The organism is Aquimarina algiphila, assembly GCF_947494415.1.
In the GTDB taxonomy this organism is placed as follows: Bacteria; Bacteroidota; Bacteroidia; order Flavobacteriales; family Flavobacteriaceae; genus Aquimarina; species Aquimarina algiphila.
In genome coordinates, this window is the sequence record NZ_CANLVC010000004.1 from 90,759 (window position 1) to 113,568 (window position 22,810).

Genomic DNA, 22,810 nt, shown 5'->3' on the forward strand with positions numbered 1-22,810 from the left:
TATAAACTATGTATAACAAAAAATAATTATGATATGATTAAAGCACAGTTATTAAAAACATTTTTGATATATGTATTTATTCTTTTTTTTGCATATACAGGCTTTTATAAAGTACTACATCTTGATGCATTTAAATTTAATATAGCGAGAACGGCAGTTTTCCCCGAATACTTTATTAATATCATCCCCTATGGAGTTATTGCACTTGAGTTTACAGTAATCTTTTTTCTAATGTATAAAAAGAAAACAGGAGTTATTCTTTTTGCCATTAGTATGCTGGTATTCAGTATTTATATTATTCTATTATATAAATATGGTCGTTATGAAGTGTGTGGTTGTGGGGGGGTTTTAAATGGATTAGAGTTCAAATATCACCTGATCATTAATATTATCTTTTTACTACTGGCACTTTCTGTTATTTATCTTAATCATAAAATCAAAACCAATTATGGACTTTAGAAATTTTTTAAAGCAAATATGCTTTGCAGTACTTGTAGTCTTTACATTTCAAAGTTATAATGTACCAGACACTAAGGAAAAAAAATATAAAAACATAGTAAACAAATATGATAGAGTATTTGCTACTGATGCACAAATTAGAACAGCCAAAACCAAATATCATAATAAATATTCTAACTTTTTATTTACTGTAAAATCTGATAAACATTTAGTTTTTGTAGATAGAAAAAACAATGTGGGAGATAAGTTGAATTATACTTTTGTTTTTCTAAATGCTAAGACGTTGATCGAAGAAACTAAAATCAACGCTGTATTACCTACTCAAATATCGATGCTTTATGCAAGCAAGAAAAAAATATACTACAGAAAAAAATTAAAGGTATTCGAATTTGATATAGCATCGGGACAGGATAGAGATATTAGTATTGAAAATACCAAAATTTTTGATCTGATTCCACTTGGAAATGATAGATTTTTTTGCCTTGGTAATGTAGAGGATGTTAATAAGTCAAGGCATAGTTTTTCTTTTTTTACTATAGATATAAATAGTAATTGTATGACAAAAATAGAAAAAGAACTATCGACAAAGAATGAAGATGAGTCACTAGAAAATTCTCTTAAGTATAGTGGGCAATTTATAAAAACCGATACTCATATTGTTTATCCATTTGATAAGTATGGTAAAGTCATGGTATTTAATGATTCTGGTGAATTTTTTAAAGAAATTGAAACCATTGATAAAGTCAAATTAGCCGAAATCACTTTTTTTAATGGAATATATACCTATAAGAGAGGGTCTACTTTTTATGCTAATGCTGCTGCACTAATTAATGAAGACTATATCTATGTTTTTTCGTGTAGACCAAGTAATCTAAAATACATTATGGTAGACAAATATGATCTCAAAAAGGGGAGCTATACCTCTAGTTATAAACTTGATTTTAATGGAAGAAGGTCAAGCGATATCAGATTTCTATATCAAGAATCAGAAAACAACTTTGTCCTGGGGTTTGACAATTTTTATCAGGCCTATACTCTACAATAAGTTGTCTTAAAACTAGCATCCAAATATAGTTTGCTTGAGATGACTAGTCACTAATTTCGAATTATTTCAGCTGTATAATTATAAATTTTGTTTAATCTAAAATTAATTAAAAATGAAAAATTATTTAAAAATGATTCCAGTAGTAGCTGGATTAGCATTAGCAACATTGGGTTCTGTAAATGAAGCAAACGCTTCTGCTTCTTTTGAAGAGGCTCCTGTGTTTGGATATTGTGCTCCAGGAGGTAGTTGTGGAACCACTTCAGAAGGAACACAGCTTAACGGTCACTGGCATGAAGATTCTATTTCTGATGCTATAAGATAACCTGATTAATGAAGTAGTGAGTATTGATGTATTTGTTTTTCAAGGCTCACTACTTTGTTTTAAAACGACACGATTAATTTCTATATAGAAACTCTTTTGGCCAGAACTCATATATAGTTTGATTAAAGATTTTTTATTCACTCTGAATATGATAACGATGAAAAATTATTTAAAAATAACCCCGGTAATAATGGGGTTAATACTTGCAAGTCTTGGATCAGTAAACGAGGTAAAAGCATTAAATTTTTCAGAAAGTGCAACATTTGGGTATTGCTCACCATCAGATTATGGTTGTTATATAACTTCAGATGGAATTTGTTTAGAAGGTAGATCAGTAGAAGGCCCTGATGAGTGGATTGACAGATAAGATGCTATAGAACAAAGGAAGTACAGAATTGCGTTTTCCCCTGGATTTATTTTCAACCAAATAATAAACACTTATGAGAATTTTTATTCTTTTATTCTTCGCTACATTGGTTAATATTAGTTTTTCTCAAGAAAGAGCAATAAGAATTTCAGGGAAAGTTTTTTTAGATAGTATTCCCAGAGAGGCTGCTGTTGTGACTATAATATCTAATCTTAAAGAAACCTCAGGAATCACTAATCAAAAGGGAGAATTTAGTTTTGAAGGAATCACTTTGAAAAAAGAAGAGGATTCGATTGTTATTACATCTTCTTATTTTGGATATCTTCCTTTTAAAAAAACCTATACACTAAATAAGCAAAATTCTTTACTTATTGATATTCATCTACAAGGAGATATTCAGAAATTAGATGAGGTCATTATCAAGGACAATGGCAAAGCCATCACAAAGGATGTCAATAAATTATCATATCAAATACAAAGAAAAAACTTTATAAAAAATACAAAGGCTCCCGATGTTCTCAATACAGTACCCAGTTTATCATACCATAAAAGTAAAGGGGTAACTATTGAGGGCGATAGAGGTGCCAAAATCTATGTAGATGGTTTAGAAACTGATATAACAGATCTCGAAACTATAGATGTTTCTGAAATGGAAATTGTAGAAGTTTTATATAATCCATCAGCTAGATATGGTGCCGAGTTTACAGGAGGCATTATTAATATAGTGACAAAGAAACGCGAAAAATTGTATTATAAAGGATTCCTGAAAGGAGGTAAAGGAGTGCTTTTGAAATCTACTTCCTATATGCCCCAATTAACACTTAAAACCAATAAGTTTATCTTAAAAGGGTATTTTATTCAACAGGAAAATAGACAAGAAGTAAACTTTGACCTAGATAGGCAATTACTGACAACGGGTGAAAGTTATATCCAGCAAAGTTTCAGAGAACCAAAAGTTATTCAGAAGTGGGGAAGTTTAAAGACGAAATATGAACTTACAGAAACAGATAATGTGTTTTTAAATGGCTCTTATGTAAATAATAGTGCAGAAGGAGTGTTTAACGGAATCTTTAGGACTAATTCTTCTATTCCTATACAGTTTTCTAATAATAAAGGAAATGAGTATGAGCGTTTTACAGCGAATGGAGTTTATGAGAAAAAAATCAAAAAGAATGTACTATACATTAAAGGTAAATATTTGATGTATTCCCGAGAGGATTTTTACCAAATAGCAGAAAACGAAGTTCAACAAAGCGCTTTAGAAAGTAAGTCACAATTTGATGAGTTATCCGGAGAAATAACCTATGAAATCCCTAGTGTTAACATGTTGAAGAAAGATGTTAAATTAGACGTGGGAACAAAATATATCAATAGAAAGTATTCTTTTGTAGATGACCCTTTTTCCTTGCGCCAAAATATTGTTGGTCTTTTTTCTGATTTTTCGTTTTCGTTTAATAAGTCATATTCTTTGTTTACATCCTTATACTATGAATATGCTAATAATAAGAATGAAACCCTGAATCAAACCTTGCATTACTTTTTACCTACCATAAACCTTAAACATAAAATAGGTAAAAAATCAAACTTAGAAGCTTCCTTCTCGAGAAGAATCATGCGGCCTAATTCGTATGATCTTAATGATAATGAGATTTTACTCAATCCAGGAGTCATAGAAAGGGGAAATGAGGATTTACGTCCACAGACACAAAATAATTATGTGTTACGATATAGTAAATCGTTAAGAAATAGAGGATATCTATCTGTAAAAGCCTATTATGAAAATATTGATAATGCCATATTACAATCTATCTCTCAGAGAGGGGATGTGTTGATCTACTCCAAAGACAATATAGGACAGGTGAAAAAGTATGGAGTCGCATTGGGGTATAATACTACTTTTTTTAAAGTTCTAATGGCAAATACAAATATCGGACTCAGTTATAATAAATTCGAAAGTCTGGGGGTACAAAATTCTGGAGCTACTTTTTACGGAAATATATTTCTTTCGACCAGGCTATTAAAAAATAAATTAAGCCTGAGCTTCTTTGGTTCTACACATAATCCAAAATATGATTTTATATCCAGAACGACTACTTTTCCCTTTACATCACTATCTGCTTCAACCAATATATTAAAAAATAAAATATCTCTAAGTCTAGAATATTCAGATTTATTCCGTCTTAATTCAAAAATTAAAACGGTAATAGATAATACTGCTTTACGTCAGATCACTAATATCAGAACCAATTTTTCAAATATTAACCTTAATATATCCTATAATTTTGGAGATTCGTTTAATGATAGATATAAGGAGAAATTGATTAGAAATACAGATATAAAGGATTGATTCATTTATTGTTTCATTGTTTAGAGAATAAACACCATGCAGAGATACATGTTGAGTATATCCATGTATTGTTTAAGGAAGATGTCAAGTTAGTATAGTGGTTATAAAAAAGAAATATTCAATTGTATCTAAATAGCTATAAACGAAGCTTGATATGAACCCTATTAAAAAACTGTACAATGAATACCATAATTATAGTAAAAATCAAGGACCAAAGGATTCCCGGAATGCCACTGGTAAATGCTTCGGGTAAGATATGAATACCGAGGAGCATATTTAGGTATAAAATAATTCCAGGGATAATATAAATCAATAATGGATTTGAAGCAGCCGGCATTATAAAATTAGACCATTGCACTATTTTTTTTACCTCGATTATATAATACAATAGGTAATATAGAAGTACACAAATCCCAGCAGTATATAAGCACCAGGATGGGGTTGCTCTAATTTTGGATACTTCAAAATACGGGCGTAATCCATATCCCATAGCAAATAAAAGTAATGCAAATATAATAGCATTGCGATTTAGGATACGTTTTGAGTTGTTTTCGAAGAAAAATAGGGATGTAATGACTCCCGCAACGACAATTGAAGTATGCGCAAAATGACTGCCAATAACTCCTATCCAGGCAAACCCTTCTTTTTGATCCCATTGTGCGACATCTGCTATATTGACTCCTAGGCATATGATTAAGAAAATCAACATTGCTATTTTGGTACCGTTAGTGAGCCAATAAACAATAAAAGTAATCAGATATGCCCAGCCAATAAGCCCCAGGATCCCCCACCATTTTATAGTCATTCCGATCTCACCCGTATCCTGTACATATAGAAAATACATAATGATCAGAAGCCCTATGGCTCCATATTGCAAACTGTATTGTAACAGTTTAGAAAAGTTTTTGGAGTATTGATTCCAGATCAGAATAGGAAGTGTATAGGCTAGAAAACCCCATAATGCGATAGGAATAAACATTTCTGCTTCATTATATCCGTATTCTGCATTTACCATATAAAGACCCATAACCAATAGCGCAATAGTTCTTTTGATCGTATGTGTCCATATCTTTATAGAAGTTCCTCCCTTCTTTAATCGGGTGTTTATGGCGAACGGAATGGACATGCCTACAATAAATAAGAATGCCGGAAATACAATATCCACAAAAGTCATACGATCCTCTTGAGCAAGAGCATGTTTCATCCACAAAGGCACGTTTTGTACCCCAGCCAATTCATTTACAAAGATCATTGCAAAAATAGTAATCCCTCTAAATACATCTATAGATGTTATCCTAACAGTGTATAAATTCTCTTTAACAGTCATATACTGTTTTAAAACTACAGAAAGGTAAATAAATTAGAAGTATTAGCAATCATCTTTTCCAAAATTGCAAAAGAAAAAAAGTTACCTACTTATCCTCCTTTAGCTTCATTGTATGGAGCTTCATTTCATAAAAGTCATGATAAGGGACATTGGTTAGAGGTTATGGCTAGTATTTTAAAATTAAAAAATGAACCCGATATAAAAGAAGCTGAAAAATTACTAATATTAAGTTGATCTTATATAAAAAACCAATACCGTAGATTTCAAATCCGTACTAAGTATTGTGAACAATCACTAAGACCATCAAGTTCACTATACTGCATAAAAAAAGCTGCTTCTACTATTAGAAACAGCTTTTTTAAACTAGGTGGTCCCACTTGGGCTCGAACCAAGGACCCCCTGATTATGAGTCAGGTGCTCTAACCAGCTGAGCTATGGGACCTAAAACGGAGGGCAAATTTAAGGATTTGATATAAACACGCCAAACATTTTTTTCTATTATTTTAAGTATTCTATGTTCTTGTACTATTTATTTGTAGTAACCGCTTGTTATATAGGGTGTGGGAGCATCTTATTTTGGAACTTCCTGGCATAATTCTACCAAAACTCCATTAGTGGTTTTTGGATGAATAAAAGCGACTAACTTATTATCAGCTCCTTTCTTGGGCGTTTTATTAAGGATATGAAATCCTTCTTTCTCTAATCGTTCCAGTTCGAGTACAATATCATCTACATCAAAAGCAATATGATGAATACCTTCTCCTTTTTTGGCAATAAATTTTCCGATGGGGCCATCATCCTGTGTACTGGCCAGCAATTCTATTTTGCTATCACCTACCTTAAAAAAAGAAGTAATGACCGCTTCACTTTCTACAGCTTCCTGTTTATATGGAGGAACGCCCAAAAGGTTTTCGTATAAAGTATTGGCTTGTTCGATATCCTTAACAGCAATACCCAGATGTTCTATTTTATTAATATGGTTCATAATATACATTTATAACTACGTTGGTAAAAGTACAATTAATATGTATTTTTGCACCATGGAAACAAACAGACAGAAAAAAATAGCAGGAGTATTGCAGCGCGATGTTGCCGATGTGATACAACTTGCATTGCGTGAAGCGGGAGTACAGGGGATTTTGGTTTCCGTAACCAAAGTAACAGTAACTACAGACCTTTCTATCGCAAAAGTATATATGAGTGTTTTTCCGCATCAGGAAGGTGAAAAAGTACTAAAAGAAGTAAATGCAGTAAAATCACAAATCAAACACCAGGTAGCGCAACGAACCAAAAATCAGTTGCGTCGTATGCCAGAAGTGTCTTATTATATTGATGATTCTCTAGAGTATATCTCTAATATAGAAAAAGCAGTCAAAGGAGAAGAGAACCCACTTTTGAATCCTGATCTTCTGGAAAAACGTAAAAAGAAATAAAAAGATTCTTTAATAAAGGTTCGTTAAGTATCAAAACTAATTTTTTAGTGCTCTTTTTTAGGAAATTCATGGTAAGTAACAGAAATAACATTTTCATTTCTCTTTATTCTCTTATCTTTATTCCCAAATCAAATATAGTATCCCTTTTTTGAGTTGATACTCATTATAGGTATTCACAACTTAATGAACACCATAGCGAATTGAATTTTTCATTATACATCGCCAAGCGATATTTATTTTCTCCAGGAAGTAGTAATGCAATTAATATTATAACGATTATTGCAGCAGCAGGAGTGGTGATAGGAGCTATGGCGTTATTCCTGGTGTTATCGGGTTTTGCAGGTCTTAAAGATTTTAGTCTTCAGTTTTCTTCTTATTTTGATCCTGATCTTAAGATTTTTCCAGAAAGCGGAAAGACATTTACCTTTACCGATACCCAAAAAGAAAAACTGTCAAAACTCGAAGGAGTGATCAACTTCTCAGAAATTGTAGAGGAACGTGTATTTTTAGAATTTAGAGAAAAACAAAAAACAGCATATATCAAAGGTGTTGATAGTAATTACCATGAGGTCATCCAGACTGATAGTATCGTGGTGTATGGAGAATGGCTCACCAATAACGATTTTCAGGTAGTTGCCGGTAATGGAATTAGTAGAGAATTGAGCATGGGGGTTGAACAGACCTATACCAATCTGTTGAGTATATACGTGCCAAAACCCGGTAAAGGCATCCCTAATGATCCATCAAAAGCATTTAGCTCAGAAAAAGCTGTAAATATTGGCATTTATAGCCTTAATGATGAGCTCGATAAGAAATACATATTTGCGACCACTGGTTTGGCACGCAAATTATTAGAATTACCACAAGATAAAGTAACCCATATCGAACTTAAATTGGCGCCTCAAGCCGATGAAGCAAAAGTAGTACAGGAGTTAGGAGCTATTTTTGATCATAAGGTGATTGTAAAAAACAGGATTCAGCTTAATGAGACCCTTTACAGAATGTTGAATACCGAAAATTTGGTTTCATACCTGGTGATTACTTTGATTGCCATCATAGCCTTGTTTAATGTGGCAGGAGCTATTATCATGATGATTATCGATAAGAAAAGTAATGTAAAAACACTATACAATGTTGGAGCATCCTTGGCGGGGATCAGAAAAATATTTTTGTTTCAAGGTTCTCTTATGACTATTTTAGGAGCGTTGCTGGGGCTACTTCTAGGATTTATAATCATCGTATTACAACAGCAGTTTGGTTTATTGATGATTACTCCGTCTTTACCTTATCCAACCCGCATTACTGGGATTAGTTTTGTAGTAGTGTTTTTTACGATTACCATTATTGGTTTTATTGCTTCATTACTGGCATCAAGTAGAATTAATCAGAAACTGGTAAGTTAACGGTTCATCTATTGCTATGCTGAGTTTTTGTCGAAGTGTAATTAGAAATCAAATTTTCATAATAACTATTTGGTCAATTATCTAGAGTGAGAAATAACACTTTTAATGCATCATCAAGTTCTAGATTGATAAGACCTGTCATTCCAACGTATGTAGAATTTACTTAAGAGCATAAATCATAGATTCTGGTCTACACCAGAGTGACAACTCTATTAATTATGATGTAATCTTTTAGGCTTGTTATAAGATTTGGGCGTTCGAGCGGGCTATTCACGCTACACGGTAGCTTGTTCCTATCCCTAACGCAATTATAGCATATAGGATAGTAAAGAATTTATGTAGTTTACATTGATATTTAGAAGTATCGTAACATTATTGGTCATTTAGGTACATATTAGAGTAATTAATACCAATTTTGTAGTAATATTGGGTGTAGAAAACAAAATTTAATATGAATTTAAGTAGCATTCCCAGGGATCTTAAAACGGTTATAGACTCAGAACAAGTAGACTTTTTGGTAAAAAGTAAAAGGAATCATCCTATAAAAAAGTCGATCGCAATTTTGTTGTTTTCTCTTTTCTGGAATGGGTTTGTAAGTATTTTTGTAGTTGCTTTTTTTGGACCATTATTTAAAAAAGAAGAAGTTCATTTTACATCTAACGGGACTGCAATGGTAGGGAGCCTCGATAATTTAGAACCCTTATTATTTCCAGGACTAATTATTGGTTTGTTTGTTATAATTGGTATAGCAATGTTGATTTGGGGAATGTTTATGCTTTTTCAAAAGGGAGGATACTTTGTAGGAACCGAAAATAGATTAATAAAATATAGAAAAGGAACTATAGAAATAAAAGATTGGGAACAGTTTTCGGGGAATATACAGATTAAGAAGAACAGAAATTCTGGTAATCTCGAATTAGAATTAAGAACCGGAAAAATGAGAAATAGAAAGAATGGTTCAAATCATTTTGTACCTGATATTATTTATATTTCTCAAATCGATAATGTCTTTGATATCGAAAAGAAATGCAGAACTAGAATTAAAGAGAACGATCCAACGCCAGTAGTACGCACAGATAATTATGGGTAAAGAAGTATTTTAATCAATATTAAACAAACTCAAACCCTGTAAATGTTTTTTGTACCTCGTCAAAGGTTGCAAATACATCTTCAGGATGGTCACTGGTAACCATTTTGGTTCGATATTCTTTAAAATGAGGTATCCCTTTAAAATAATTGGTATAGTGTCTTCGGGTTTCAAAAACACCTAATTTTTCTCCTTTCCAGTCAATAGCCATTTGTAAATGCCTGCGTGCAGCAATCACACGTTCATCCAATGTTGGAGGAGGTAAGTGCTTACCGGTTTCAAAATAATGTTTCACTTCTCTAAAAAACCAGGGATATCCAATACTGGCACGACCAATCATAGCACCATCAAGGCCATACTGATCTCTCATTTCCATAGCACGTTCGGGAGTATCAACATCCCCATTACCAAATACAGGGATGTGCATTCTAGGATTGTTTTTTACCTCGGCAATCGGTTTCCAGTCGGCATTACCCTTATACATTTGTGCACGGGTACGCCCATGAATAGAAATAGCCTTTGCTCCTATATCTTGTAATCGTTCTGCAACTTCTACAATTCTGATCGAATCATGATCCCAACCCAATCTCGTTTTTACCGTTATGGGGAGTTTAGTATGTTTAACCATGGCCTCGGTAAGGGAGACCATAAGGTCAATATCTTTTAATATTCCGGCACCAGCACCTTTACTTACTACTTTTTTTACAGGACATCCAAAATTAATATCAATGATATCCGGTCCTGATGCCTCTACGATTTCTACCGATTTAAGCATAGAATCCAGATTGGCTCCAAAAATCTGAATCCCTACAGGACGTTCTTTTTCGTAAATATCAAGCTTGATTACACTTTTGGCAGCATCTCGAATTAAGCCTTCGCTAGAGATAAATTCTGTATATACAACATCTGCACCTTGTTCTTTACACAACGCGCGAAAAGGTGGATCACTTACATCTTCCATCGGGGCTAATAACAACGGGAATTCCCCCACATCTATATCTCCTATTTTGGCCACAGCAATTAATTTTTTGACAAAAATACGAATTCTTTTATACCTCACAGGTCTTAAAGACCTGTGAGGTATAAGTAAGGTCTAAAAATACAGGAAGAGATGATATAAAGCTTCTAAAATCGATTATATTTGCAGACTAAATGATTTTAATTCAGTTGAATTGAACTCATCGGGCAGGGATAGTAGTGGCATCCTTTTTATTTGTATGCTGAGCCTATCGAAGTATACAAATAAAAAGATATAACGAATAGCCCGGTTCAGCCCGCATAATTATTTGAAAAAGAAGAATGAAAAAGATTAGAAATTTTTGCATTATTGCGCATATTGATCACGGTAAGAGTACACTTGCGGATCGATTATTAGATTTTACAGGATCGGTAACTGCTCGTGAAGCACAAGCACAATTACTAGATAGTATGGATCTGGAGCGTGAACGTGGAATAACTATAAAGAGTCACGCAATCCAGATGGAGTATACGTATAAAGGAGAGGAGTATATCCTCAATCTTATCGATACCCCCGGGCATGTAGATTTTTCTTATGAGGTATCTCGTTCTATTGCGGCATGCGAAGGCGCACTATTGATCGTCGATGCTGCACAAAGTATACAAGCACAAACGATTTCTAATCTATATCTGGCATTAGAAAATGACCTGGAAATTATACCGGTACTCAATAAAGTGGATTTGCCAAGTGCTAATCCAGAAGAAGTGACCGATGATATTGTAGATTTATTAGGTTGTGATGCAGAAGATGTAATTCCCGCCAGTGCCAAAACCGGTATCGGAATTGAAGAAATTCTTTCTGCCATTATAGAACGTATTCCTGCTCCAGAAGGGAATCCTGAAGAACCTTTACAGGCATTGATTTTTGACTCAGTATATAATCCGTTTAGAGGAGTAGAAACATATTTTAGAGTCATAAATGGAGAGATTAAGAAGGGGCAACAAATTAAATTTGTTGCAACGGGGAAGGATTATTCTGCAGATGAGGTAGGTACCTTAAAACTTAATCAGGTTCCTAAAAAGGTGATTAAAACAGGAGATGTTGGATATCTAATCACTGGGATTAAAGATGCTCGCGAAGTAAAAGTAGGAGATACTATTACAGATGCTAAAACTCCTACTCAAAATGCTATTGAAGGTTTTGAAGATGTCAAGCCAATGGTATTTGCAGGAATTTATCCTGTAGATACAGAAGATTATGAAGAATTGAGGGCATCGATGGAAAAACTACAGCTTAATGATGCTTCATTGGTTTTTGTACCAGAGAGTTCTGCTGCTTTAGGTTTTGGATTTCGATGTGGATTCTTAGGAATGCTTCACATGGAAATTATACAGGAACGACTCGAACGAGAGTTTAATATGACTGTAATTACTACGGTACCTAATGTGTCTTATCATGCGTTTACTCACAAGCATCCTGATGATATCATTATTGTAAACAATCCATCAGATTTACCTGATCCTTCTTCTATGAATCGTGTAGAAGAACCCTATATTAAAGCATCGATCATTACCAAGTCTGATTTTGTAGGTTCGGTAATGTCATTGTGTATCGAAAAACGTGGGGAGATTACCAATCAGACCTATCTTACTACAGAACGAGTAGAACTAACATTTGACATGCCATTAGCAGAGATTGTTTTTGATTTCTATGATCGCTTAAAAACGGTATCAAAAGGATATGCTTCTTTTGATTATGCCCCGATTGGTATGCGTTCTTCTAAACTCGTAAAAGTCGATATATTACTGAATGGAAATATTGTGGATGCGTTGTCTGCATTATTGCATAAAGATAATGCCTATGATATTGGGAAAAAAATCTGTGAAAAGTTAAAAGAGTTGATCCCACGTCAACAATTTGATATTCCGATCCAGGCGGCAATTGGAGCAAAGTTTATAGCTCGTGAAACCGTAAAAGCACTTCGTAAAGATGTAACGGCCAAATGTTATGGTGGTGATATCTCACGTAAGCGAAAGCTATTAGAAAAGCAGAAAAAAGGTAAAAAACGTATGCGCCAGGTAGGAAATGTTGAGATTCCTCAGGAAGCATTTATGGCAGTATTGAAATTGAATGATTGATACGGTCGACAGTTGTGTCGATAGCAAGTAATTTTTGTTGAAGATTTTTAATTTGAGAGTTAATATGTAATAATTAAAAACTCGATTTTGAAGAAGTTAACATTGTTTTTATTGCTTGTTCCGGTTTATGTATTTTCCCAAAGTGTTAGTGGTGTAGTTGTCGATCAGAAAACGAAAAAACCTATTCAAACAGTAAATGTCTATCTGGAAAAAGTAAAAGAAGGGACGATTACAAATGAGAAAGGGGCTTTTTATCTTAAACTTGACTCTAAAGTCAAAAAAAAAGATACACTATATTTTTCTCACTTAGGGTATAAAACGAAGAAGTTGCTATTTCTGGAGTTTAAGAAAAAAGACACTATTTATCTTGTCAATGATCCTGAGAAACTGAATGAAGTTACTCTTATTTCTGATAAAAAATTAAAACCCAAAATTCAGTTTACAAAACTTACCTCATTACAAAGAGGGCTACACTCTTTTGGCTCTCTGTTAATAGATAATAAAATCTATATAATTGGAGGTGATGCCTCATTCAAGACAGATATTGCGTTAAAAACATTTAATAATCATCCCGAGTTGACCGGACCAGATGCAGTTTTAAGTGATTTTCTAAAGAAAGCTAGAACTGAGACAGGTTTTTCATGGGAGAATTATAAAGGAGAATTATTAATCTATGATATAGCATTAGATACATGGAAAAATTCTGACCTTAAGTTTAGAAAAAGAGCATATCATAATCTTAATTATCACAACGGTAAGATTTATGTCTTGGGAGGCAAATATTTATCTGATAATAGGAAGTATGAATATCTGGATAATAAAATCGAAGTATTTGATATCAAAAAGAATACAATCAGTATTGATGATACCAATCCTCATCAAGCTATAGATTTTATGTCTTTTACCTATAGAAACCATATTATTGTAATGGGGGGCTCTATTAAAGCTAGAAAAGATGGAACTAAAATATATACAGATAAAGTACACTTATATAATTTAGAAACAGGTTTTTGGTATGAATTAGAAGATATGCCAGATACTGAAAAAATGAAAGGAATTCTGGTTAACCATAAAATATATTTGATAAGGAAGCGTATGGGAAAAGCGTTTTCAGAAATTAAAACGTTTGATTTGATTTCTGGAAAATGGGAGGATAAAGGAGAGTTACCTGTGGGAATTGATAATGCCGGAATTGTCTATAAAAATGGAATTATTTATTTTTTTGAAGAGGGAAAGCTATATGAGTATAACATAAATACCAAAGTACTGAACGAATATTTAATCAATCTATTTTTAAAAGGATCCAAGTTACATCATGCTGATAATAAGCTCTATGTATTAGGAGGCTTTGAAGAAGATAGGTTGTCAAAAGAGCCGTCGTCGGGAGTGTTTAGTATTGATTTAGGTGAGCTAACAAAAACTAGAATTCACAGGTCAAAAAACCTGTAAAATTATATTCTGGAGAGTAAGGATATAATAATTTTTAACGAGCTTTTTTAGCTTCAATCATTTTGATCAACATATGTTCTACTCCATTATCATTATTACTCTTTGTTGAGTAGTTGGCAATAGCTTTTACATTGGGATGTGCATTTTCCATAGCAAAACTATATTTTGCTCTTGTCATCATTTCTAGATCATTGTTATAATCTCCAAAAACCATCGTTTCTTCAGGAAGTATATTATTTTTTTCCTGTAACTGCTGAAGCGCATGACCTTTATTGGCAAGGTTATGAGATAAGTCTAACCAGATTTCTCCAGATACTTTTACTTTTAGCCTATTCTCGAGATGTTTTAATGCTGGATAAAGGTATTGTTCAGAACCTTTTTGATTACAAATAGCAATTTTAAGATATTGATCGTCTACTACTTGAGACAAGTTTTGTACGATTTCATATCGGCCATAATATTCTGTGAACATATCCAAAAAATCTTGTCCATAATCCTCGATATATCCTTTTTTTCTTCCGCAAAGGATCACTTGCGAGCCTTGTAGTGTTTTAGTGATATCAAGAAGTTCAAGATAAGTTTCTCGATCAATTTCTGTCGTCTGAAGCTCCCGATCCTGATGCATAGTAAGCGCTCCATTTTCGGCAATTACATAAATATCATCTTTGATGGGCTTTAACTTATCAATAATACTATAATATTGGCGACCACTAGCAGCAACAAAAGTTACTCCGAGATCGTTTAATTCTTCAAAAAGTTCGAAGAAGTGACGGCTTACTTCTCCTTTTGTATTAAGAAGTGTGCCATCCATATCGGTAGCAACCATTTTGATGTGAGATAAATCCATAGCAATGAGAAATTTTAAGTAGCAAAGGTATATTGTTAAGAGAAATAGAATATGTTATGACTGTGAAATTTGTATTAAATTAGTAAAACTTCTTGTTATTCCAGCCTTTCGACCCAACTCATGATCAACTAAAGGCTGTAATCCAAATAGTGAATCACAATGATTAATAAAGTTGTAAGTTTATTTTAGTATTAAAAAATAGATTCCAGCCTACGCTGGAATGACAAAGTGTATGAAATTTTTCCAAAAAGAAGTGAAGTTGCAAGCGTTCGCTAGAGGTTTTCACTTGATTACAACCGAAGTTGTATCAAAAATTCCAGAAATAAAAGAGATCAATATTGGTCAATTACAGGTATTTATAAAACATACCTCTGCGAGTCTTACAATAAACGAAAATGCAGATCCTACAGTACGACAGGATTTTGAAAGCCATATGAATGTTATGGTTCCCGAAGACGCTCCGTATTATATTCATACCTATGAAGGACCAGATGATATGCCAGCTCATATTAAAGCATCGCTAATGGGAGCTTCTGTGCAGATACCTATTACAAACGGAAAATTAAACCTAGGCACCTGGCAAGGGATTTATCTTTGCGAACATAGAAATTATGGAGGTTCGAGGAAACTAGTGATTACAGCTTATGGAAACTAGAAATAATGGGTGTTTAACAGCGGTTCAAAAAAACAAATCCCGGACGAAATCCAGGATCATTTTTTTGAATACATCAATATAGATAGTATTCTAAATTCTGTTTGATTTTAAAACCACTGTGCCCAGGGGATTCTAGATAACATAAGAATCCATCCGATGGTATAAAAAATAGCGAGCATTTTAAATTTTGGAGTAGAAGTAAGTTTCTTTTTATGTTTTGAATACCCCATTGTAATAAAAACAATAGTGAGTATCATTACCATTGGGTGTTCTACATTATATAGACGTAGCGTTGCATTTTTCATAATTTCTCCCATAGAATGAGTGCCTGAGAACCAAACTACTAATGGAGATACAAAGAAAATTATAATTCCTATTAAGAGTTGAATATGAGAAACAATTAAGGCGAATAAAGAGATTCTAAAATCTTTTGGAGCATATTCTCTTTTAGTAAAAAATCCGGCAAGTGCATTAATAGTTGCAAGGGTAACCACAAGAAGAACAAGATAAGCCCAATAGGAGTGAACGATTTGAATAGCTTCGTACATAATATATTGATGTGTTTAGTTTATCCAAAGGTACATATAATGAATAAAAAAACCTCATTCATAAATATGTGAATGAGGTTTTTTTACTTAGTTTACAGTGCCTTAGTTAAATAAATAACGTAATCCAATTTGCATTTGCCATCTTGAAGCATTTAATCTGCCACTATCGGTAAGCTCTTCGATACCATCACTAAATCTATCTGCGTCAAAAGTGTACTCAGGGTTTGGTCCACCGGTTTCTACATTGATTAAATCTACAGTTTGACGAATAAATTTCCTTTGCCCCCAATCTTTATTAATTAAGTTCGTAAAGTTATTTATATCAGCGGTGGCTTGTAAAGTATGTTTTTTGTTTCCAAATCTAATAGAAAAATCTTGAACAAAACGCAAATCAATAACATGACTCCATGGTCCTTGTTCTCCATTACGTTCTGCATAACGACCTCTTCTTTTTCTTAGGTAATCATTACCTTCAATAAAGGCATTAAGAGATTCCCATTGTTGATCTGGAGTGGCTATTAGATTGTTGTCATTATCTAATAATGGAACTAAGTTAATCTCACTCTGATTAGCAGGGACATATAATAGAGCATTATCTGATCTGTTATCTCCAAGTAATGATCCGTTATAAATAAAAGAATATGGTTGTCCTTGAGATCCTTCGTAATACAAACCAATTGTAGTTTTTAAATTCTCATTCCAATTGATTTCATAAGAAACATTGGCATTAACTCTATGTCCTTGGGCAAAGTCTGATCTGCTTAATTGAGGTGCGTTTTTTCCATTAACGGTTTCTATATTTGACCATTGAGAAATATTTCTTGATGAAGTACCATCAAAAAGCGATTTAGAATCACCATAAGAATAGGATACTTGTCCCTGGAAACCATTTTCAAAAGGTTTTCTAAGTGTAAAACTAGCATTCCATGAATATCCTTCACCAGTATTTGATGCTAGTATAACGTCTCTATATGTGTCATCAATTTCATCATCGTCATAGAAAGGTCTGTTATCGGCACCATTTAAAGTTCCTACTTGACCTACTATATTTAATTGTTGATAATTAAGAGCAGTTATATTATCATTCCAAATTAAATCTGTACTCGCTACTAATCCCCATATTGGTAATTTTTGATCTACAGCAATATTGGCTTTGAATACTTGTGGTAATCTAAAGTCTGGAGTGAATAAATCAATTCTACCTCCGACTCCACCGGTACCTGGTTCTACTGTTACAGGTTGTTGGTTAATATTTGGGTTAAATGTAACAGGGTCACTAAGCTCAAAACTTCTAGATCTTCCGCCAGTAACTCCATTATTGTTATATGTGGCAGCTGGCCAAACTAAAGGAAGTCTTGAAGTAAAAATACCAAAACCTCCTCGGATTTGTGTTTTGCGTTCTCCTTTTACATCCCAGTTAAATCCAACTCTTGGAGAGACATAAACTTGTGAATCCACTCCTTTTCCTACTCTTGCACCTTGTAAATCATAACCAGCTGCTTCAAGTAAAGGTACTGTTCTATTGTTGAAATCATCATTAGCTAATCCATCTTCCCAAATAGGGAAATCAAATCTTATACCAGCCGTAATTTTAAAATTATCTGTAAACTGTACTTCATCTTGTGCATAAAAACCTAGTTGGAGTACATCAAATTCTGATGCTCCAGAAGAGTCATCACCTATACCATTTCCAGCTAATAAAGAATATTCTCTTTGGTAGAAACTTGCAGGCTGTCCTGTAAGGAAATCATCTACAGTAAGAAAAGTATAGTCCCCATGGTTAAAACCGAAAAATAAATTTTTAATTTTTGAGTATTCATTATGAGTCCCTAAGGTTATAGTATGTCGTCCTTTATAAATTTCGAAGTTATTAGTGAAAGTAAATATGTCTTGATCTAAAAGGTTAGCTGTAGAAAAGGGTTCATTTCCAAAAATAAGCCCTTGTCTAAAATCTCTGTCATTTAAACCATCAGCAATTCTGACAGTTGGGAAGGGATTTCCACTAGGATCTCTGTCATCTCTAACTCTAGTATATCCAAAAATAAAGTTATTTGAAAAATCAGAACCAATTGTAGAGTTGATTTCTAATGCAGAAGAATTAGAAACAGTAATAAATTTTTCTGAACCATTAGAAAACCCAATTCCTCTACTGTTAGAACTTCTAGCTTCTAAATTATCTCCTCTAACATAACCGTGTCTGAAAGATAATTTATTATTTTCATTAATATTCCAATCTAACTTAAGAGTAAATTTATCACTTTTTAATGTAGTTTCATTGGTTTGAAACCCGCCGATATCATATCCATATGTTGAAAGGGTTCTCGATCTTAAACTTTCTATAGCAGCTAGTGTATTAGAATCACCAGTGTAATTACTAATATTAAAAGGTTGAGGAACTTCTCTATCCTCTCTTTCATAGTTAACAAAATAGAATAATTTATCTTTAATAATTGGCCCCCCGATTCTTACTCCGTAGGTAGTAGATGAAAAATCAGGAAATTTTTCTCTAGACTCTCCTTCGTCAAGTAAACTTGGAGGTGTTTTTCCAGCTAAATCCTGATTTCTTACGAATGCATAAGCAGATCCTTCAATGTTATTTGTCCCTGATCTTGTGACAGCACTTATCGCACCACCAGCAAAACCAGCAATTCTTACATCAAAAGGAGCTATTTGTACCTGAAAAGATTCAATAGCATCTACTGAAAATGGATTTACACCAGTTTGTCCTCCGTTAGTTCCTGAATCGGCTAATCCAAAAACATCATTGTTAACTGCTCCATCAATATAAATAGCATTATATCTACTATTTTGACCTGCTAAAGATATACTAAAACCATCATCATCTTCTGATACTTGAGCTTGTGGTGTTAATCTGACAAAATCAGCAATAGATCTAGATGTTTGTGGTAAATTTTGAATATCTCTTTGTGAAATATTAGTTTCTGCACCACTTTTGTTAGAGTTAAATACTCCATTGTTAGTTACTGTTATAACTACCTTTTCTAATTCATTAGCTGATTCAACCATTTGAGTACTTATCCTAAAAGATTGCCCCAGTTGAAGAGATATGTTTTCTCTCTTATAATCATTAAATCCAAGGTAAGAAATGGTAATGGTGTAAGGTCCACCAGTACGCATACCAGAAATTCTATAAAACCCATCAAAATCAGTAGTGGCGCCATATCGAGTACCTGATGGTTGGTGAACAGCAACGATATTAGCCCCTGGTAAAGGTCCTCCTGTATTATCTGTAACTTTACCTCCAAGAGATGAAGTTGTCACTCCTTGCCCAAACGTTTCCCCAACGAATGCAGTAAGAATTACAACAAATAAAAATGTAATCTTTTTCATAAGTGTGCTTTAATTGTTTTTACAAATGAACTAATCTTCTTGTAATGTAAGTTTATAATAAGGTTAAGTAATGGTAAGGGATGAATGAAAATAACTGCTAAAAAATTAATTTTCAGTTAATTTTGGTTTTAAGACTCTTGCATTTGTAGATCTCAATAAGAGCAAAGATTTCAGAAATTATTAGATTATAGAGAATCAATAATTACAATATTTAAAAACTTTTGATAAATAAAAAAACCTCATTCGATTATCGAATGAGGTTTGAAAATATATTATTGTTTCAAGTTTTAGAACTTGTAACTTAAACTTGCATTCCAGGTTCTTCCTACTCCTAAGTAGTACCCGAAAGAATCTAATTGACCAATATAAGGAGAGTTAAATAAGTTCTTAACATTTCCTCTAAATGTTAATCTGTTTTCTCCAAAATTAAATTTGTAAGTAACACCAGCATCTACAAGGTCATAAGAAGGTAATCTTTCAGCTTGATAAACTTCTCCATTAAAAGCAGCATCAGCAACATCTTCTGGGTCTACAAAACCATAAAGATCTGTATATACATTATAGTCTAAATCAACAGATAAATTATGTAAGATGTCAAAATATCCACCTACACCAAAAGAAGTTTGCGCTGCATTACCAACTTTCGTACCCGTTAAATTTACACTTCCAGTCTCTATGATAGCAGCTGTTTGATCATTTGCAAGGGTAAATGGTGAAGTTCCATCAAACTTCCAGTTACCCAAAGAACCATAACCTCTTAATCTCCATCTTCCACCATCTGGTCTATATTCAAAGTCGAATTCTGCTCCTTGATGAATTTGTGCAATACTAGTTAGTCTATACGTTGTAAAATCACCATTTGTAAGTTCTGGACCATTAGTACTTAAGAAACGGTTTGCCCATTCTGTTCTGTAAATATCGAAGTTTAATTTAAAGTTGTTACTTTTAAAACGGTATCCTCCTTCAAAACTAGTGATTTCTTCATTGTCAACTTCTGGGTCTACCAAATCATTAGAATTTCTAATATCAGCAAATACATTATCTAAGAAAGGCTGACGTGAGAAGAATCCTGCATTTACAAAGACTGAGTGTTGTTCTGTAATGTTGTAAGAGGCTCCTCCTTTTACATTATATCCTGTTTTGTTTAGTTTTTCAGATTTTCCTAAACCATTACCGGTTCCTGTAAAACGTCCTTCTCTTTGGTATGATTGAGTTGACACTGCTGCTTGTAAAAACACTGCAAAATTATCAGTAGCATACTCTGCCTGACCAAATCCTCCTACATAATTAATATCTTCAGAATAGTCGAATTGAGTACGATTTTCTTCATCTGCAAAATCAAATAAAGCTGACCACGGATCTGCTTCAAATTCTTCTGTAAATACATAATCGCTAGGTCTATTTGCATTGTTAAAATTATCTGTAAACCCATTAAGACCTAATAAATCATTTACTTGTCTAAAGTGATCACCATGGTATAACCTAGCGTCAAAACCAACATTAAATGTCCAGTTTTCTACGGTTTCTATATTTAAGCTAGAAAGTAATCCATACCAGTTATGATTATTTACAGAAGATCTTCTTATATAGGAAGATCCAAAGTTTCCAAATCCATTACCGTCAGCAGATGCTATATTATTCTCAACAATTTGATCAAAATCTATGTTTTCATTATTGTTGTCATTTACTCGAACTCTTCCTCGACCGAGGCCTCCTGTTCCACCACCACGTCCCCATGATGCATAAAGCACTGTTGATAGGTCTAAACCATCTTGAATATTAAAATCCCAGTTTAGGTTAGCTACAGGTTTGTGGTAATAGTTTCGTCTTTCTGTAAAACGTTCACCATTTAAGAAACCAGAATTTCTATTTTGTTTTGCACCAAATTCTTCGAAAACTTCAAGATCTTGAGAAAAATTTTGATCGTGCCATTGTGGAGCACCAGTAACTAAGAAATTAAAAGTGTTTTTATCGTTTGGTTTATACCCAACAGAAAATAAGTAGTTTTGTCCTCCACCTGCTGTACCTTCAGCCCATTTTCTGTGCCCTTGCCAGTGATCTACTAAAACCGAAAATGCCCATCCATTATCACTTAATCCAGAGTTGTAGCTAGCAGTAGTTTTAATATAACTATCATTACCTCCTAAGAATCTTACGAATCCACCTTGTTTTTGATCTGTAGTTTTAGAAATAATATTTATAGTACCCCCAACAGATGAGATCGCTAATTTAGAAGATCCTAGACCACGTTGTACTTGCACAGCGTTAGCAACATCAGACATACCAGCCCAATTTGACCAGAAAATTCGACCATCTTCTGGGCTATTAATTGGCTGACCATTTAATAAGACTGCAGTATTGGTATCATCAAAACCTCTTAAGAAAATCTGACTATCACCAAATCCTCCTGCTTGATTAGAAACATATACAGAAGGAGTGTTTTTGATAGTTTCAGTGAATTCAACATTACCTGCTGCTTTTAACTGGATATCCTCTCCTTTTACTGTAGATACGGCAATAGGTGTTCTTCTATCTTCAGCTAAATCGACAATTCCGCTACCTACTATTATAATTTCTTCAAGAGAATTATCAAGGCTTAAATTGATTGTTCCAAGATCTTGATCGCCATTAGTTACATCATAAGCGATGTTTTTAGCTCCAAATCCAACATAAGAAACATTAATTGTCCCCGTTGGATTAGTTACTGTAAGAGAAAATTTACCATCAAAATCAGATGTTGTTCCATTAGAAGTTCTTAATTCAACAATGTTTGCTCCTGGTAATGGACCATTTGATTCGGAATCGAATATCGTTCCTGTTACTACTCCTTGTGCAAACGTCTCCCCAACGACTGCCATAAGGATTACAACAAATAAAAATGTAATCTTTTTCATGAGTGTGTTTTAATTATTTTTAATTACGCTATGAAACCTTTAACGATTAAAATTCCTATACTTTTAAGTATTTCAAAAACTGCTTAAATCGTATATGGTTTCAAAATAAATGATTGAGTTAATAATCCGCGCAAAAGAACGAATCTTTACGCAAACTAAGTTTATCTTAATGTTAAGAGT

At 33.4% G+C, this 22,810-nt stretch carries 18 protein-coding genes and 1 tRNA gene; 11 read left to right on the forward strand and 8 right to left on the reverse strand.

The annotated features are described in order from the left end of the window. Positions 1-33: 33 nt before the first annotated feature. From PQF96_RS07060 to PQF96_RS07080, 5 genes are all read left to right on the forward strand, one after another. Entirely contained in the window at positions 34-459 is a 426-nt protein-coding gene (locus PQF96_RS07060; RefSeq protein ID WP_271765550.1) for a MauE/DoxX family redox-associated membrane protein, read from the forward strand. After that, the gene (locus PQF96_RS07065; RefSeq protein WP_271765551.1) at positions 449-1,504 is read left to right on the forward strand and encodes a hypothetical protein; all 1,056 of its coding nucleotides are present in this window, start codon (positions 449-451) and stop codon (positions 1,502-1,504) included. Before PQF96_RS07060 ends, PQF96_RS07065 begins: the two co-directional genes overlap by 11 nt. A gap of 112 nt (positions 1,505-1,616) precedes the next feature. After that, the gene (locus PQF96_RS07070) at positions 1,617-1,826 is read left to right on the forward strand and encodes a hypothetical protein (protein WP_271765552.1); all 210 of its coding nucleotides are present in this window, start codon (positions 1,617-1,619) and stop codon (positions 1,824-1,826) included. Between the two features lie 157 nt (positions 1,827-1,983). Beyond that, positions 1,984-2,193, forward strand: a complete 210-nt coding sequence (locus tag PQF96_RS07075; protein ID WP_271765553.1) for a hypothetical protein — start codon at positions 1,984-1,986, stop codon at positions 2,191-2,193. Between the two features lie 73 nt (positions 2,194-2,266). Further along, positions 2,267-4,540 (forward strand): TonB-dependent receptor, encoded by a 2,274-nt coding sequence (locus PQF96_RS07080; RefSeq protein ID WP_271765554.1) that lies wholly within the window; start codon positions 2,267-2,269, stop codon positions 4,538-4,540. Between the two features lie 136 nt (positions 4,541-4,676). Here the strand turns inward: PQF96_RS07080 and PQF96_RS07085 are convergent, their stop codons facing one another. From PQF96_RS07085 to mce, 3 genes are all read right to left on the reverse strand, one after another. Further along, on the reverse strand, positions 4,677-5,867 hold the full coding sequence (locus tag PQF96_RS07085; RefSeq protein WP_271765555.1) for a DUF5009 domain-containing protein: 1,191 nt from the start codon (positions 5,865-5,867) through the stop codon (positions 4,677-4,679). A 368-nt stretch (positions 5,868-6,235) separates the two neighbouring features. After that, a tRNA-Ile gene (locus tag PQF96_RS07090) sits at positions 6,236-6,309 on the reverse strand. A 129-nt stretch (positions 6,310-6,438) separates the two neighbouring features. Then, positions 6,439-6,852: a methylmalonyl-CoA epimerase gene (mce, locus tag PQF96_RS07095; protein WP_271765556.1), complete on the reverse strand. Its 414-nt coding sequence runs from the start codon at positions 6,850-6,852 to the stop codon at positions 6,439-6,441. 55 nt (positions 6,853-6,907) lie between these two features. On the opposite strand from mce, the gene rbfA reads away from it, so the two are divergent. The 3 genes from rbfA to PQF96_RS07110 all read left to right on the forward strand — a co-directional run bounded on the left by rbfA (position 6,908) and on the right by PQF96_RS07110 (position 9,793). Beyond that, on the forward strand, positions 6,908-7,300 hold the full coding sequence (gene rbfA / locus PQF96_RS07100; RefSeq protein ID WP_109434972.1) for a 30S ribosome-binding factor RbfA: 393 nt from the start codon (positions 6,908-6,910) through the stop codon (positions 7,298-7,300). A 200-nt stretch (positions 7,301-7,500) separates the two neighbouring features. Continuing rightward, entirely contained in the window at positions 7,501-8,703 is a 1,203-nt protein-coding gene (locus PQF96_RS07105) for an ABC transporter permease (RefSeq protein ID WP_271765557.1), read from the forward strand. 451 nt (positions 8,704-9,154) lie between these two features. Then, positions 9,155-9,793, forward strand: a complete 639-nt coding sequence (locus PQF96_RS07110; RefSeq protein WP_109434974.1) for a hypothetical protein — start codon at positions 9,155-9,157, stop codon at positions 9,791-9,793. A 19-nt stretch (positions 9,794-9,812) separates the two neighbouring features. Here PQF96_RS07110 and dusB read toward each other — a convergent pair whose 3' ends face one another. Continuing rightward, entirely contained in the window at positions 9,813-10,805 is a 993-nt protein-coding gene (gene dusB, locus PQF96_RS07115; RefSeq protein WP_271765558.1) for a tRNA dihydrouridine synthase DusB, read from the reverse strand. Between the two features lie 284 nt (positions 10,806-11,089). On the opposite strand from dusB, the gene lepA reads away from it, so the two are divergent. Both lepA and PQF96_RS07125 read left to right on the forward strand, forming a co-directional pair. Continuing rightward, complete coding sequence (gene lepA, locus PQF96_RS07120; RefSeq protein WP_109434976.1) at positions 11,090-12,886, forward strand: translation elongation factor 4; 1,797 nt, start codon at positions 11,090-11,092, stop codon at positions 12,884-12,886. Between the two features lie 87 nt (positions 12,887-12,973). Further along, the gene (locus tag PQF96_RS07125) at positions 12,974-14,335 is read left to right on the forward strand and encodes a carboxypeptidase-like regulatory domain-containing protein (RefSeq protein ID WP_271765559.1); all 1,362 of its coding nucleotides are present in this window, start codon (positions 12,974-12,976) and stop codon (positions 14,333-14,335) included. A gap of 34 nt (positions 14,336-14,369) precedes the next feature. Here PQF96_RS07125 and PQF96_RS07130 read toward each other — a convergent pair whose 3' ends face one another. Further along, positions 14,370-15,182, reverse strand: coding sequence for an HAD family hydrolase (locus PQF96_RS07130; RefSeq protein ID WP_271765560.1), 813 nt, complete (start codon positions 15,180-15,182; stop codon positions 14,370-14,372). 232 nt (positions 15,183-15,414) lie between these two features. Between PQF96_RS07130 and PQF96_RS07135 the strand changes: the two genes are divergently transcribed. Then, complete coding sequence (locus PQF96_RS07135) at positions 15,415-15,837, forward strand: secondary thiamine-phosphate synthase enzyme YjbQ (RefSeq protein WP_271765561.1); 423 nt, start codon at positions 15,415-15,417, stop codon at positions 15,835-15,837. 107 nt (positions 15,838-15,944) lie between these two features. Here PQF96_RS07135 and PQF96_RS07140 read toward each other — a convergent pair whose 3' ends face one another. The 3 genes from PQF96_RS07140 to PQF96_RS07150 form a co-directional block, all read right to left on the reverse strand. Continuing rightward, positions 15,945-16,385: a hypothetical protein gene (locus PQF96_RS07140; RefSeq protein ID WP_109434980.1), complete on the reverse strand. Its 441-nt coding sequence runs from the start codon at positions 16,383-16,385 to the stop codon at positions 15,945-15,947. 102 nt (positions 16,386-16,487) lie between these two features. Then, positions 16,488-19,736, reverse strand: coding sequence for a TonB-dependent receptor (locus PQF96_RS07145; protein WP_271765562.1), 3,249 nt, complete (start codon positions 19,734-19,736; stop codon positions 16,488-16,490). A 287-nt stretch (positions 19,737-20,023) separates the two neighbouring features. After that, positions 20,024-22,630, reverse strand: a complete 2,607-nt coding sequence (locus PQF96_RS07150) for a TonB-dependent receptor (RefSeq protein WP_271765563.1) — start codon at positions 22,628-22,630, stop codon at positions 20,024-20,026. Between the last annotated feature and the right edge of the window lie 180 nt (positions 22,631-22,810).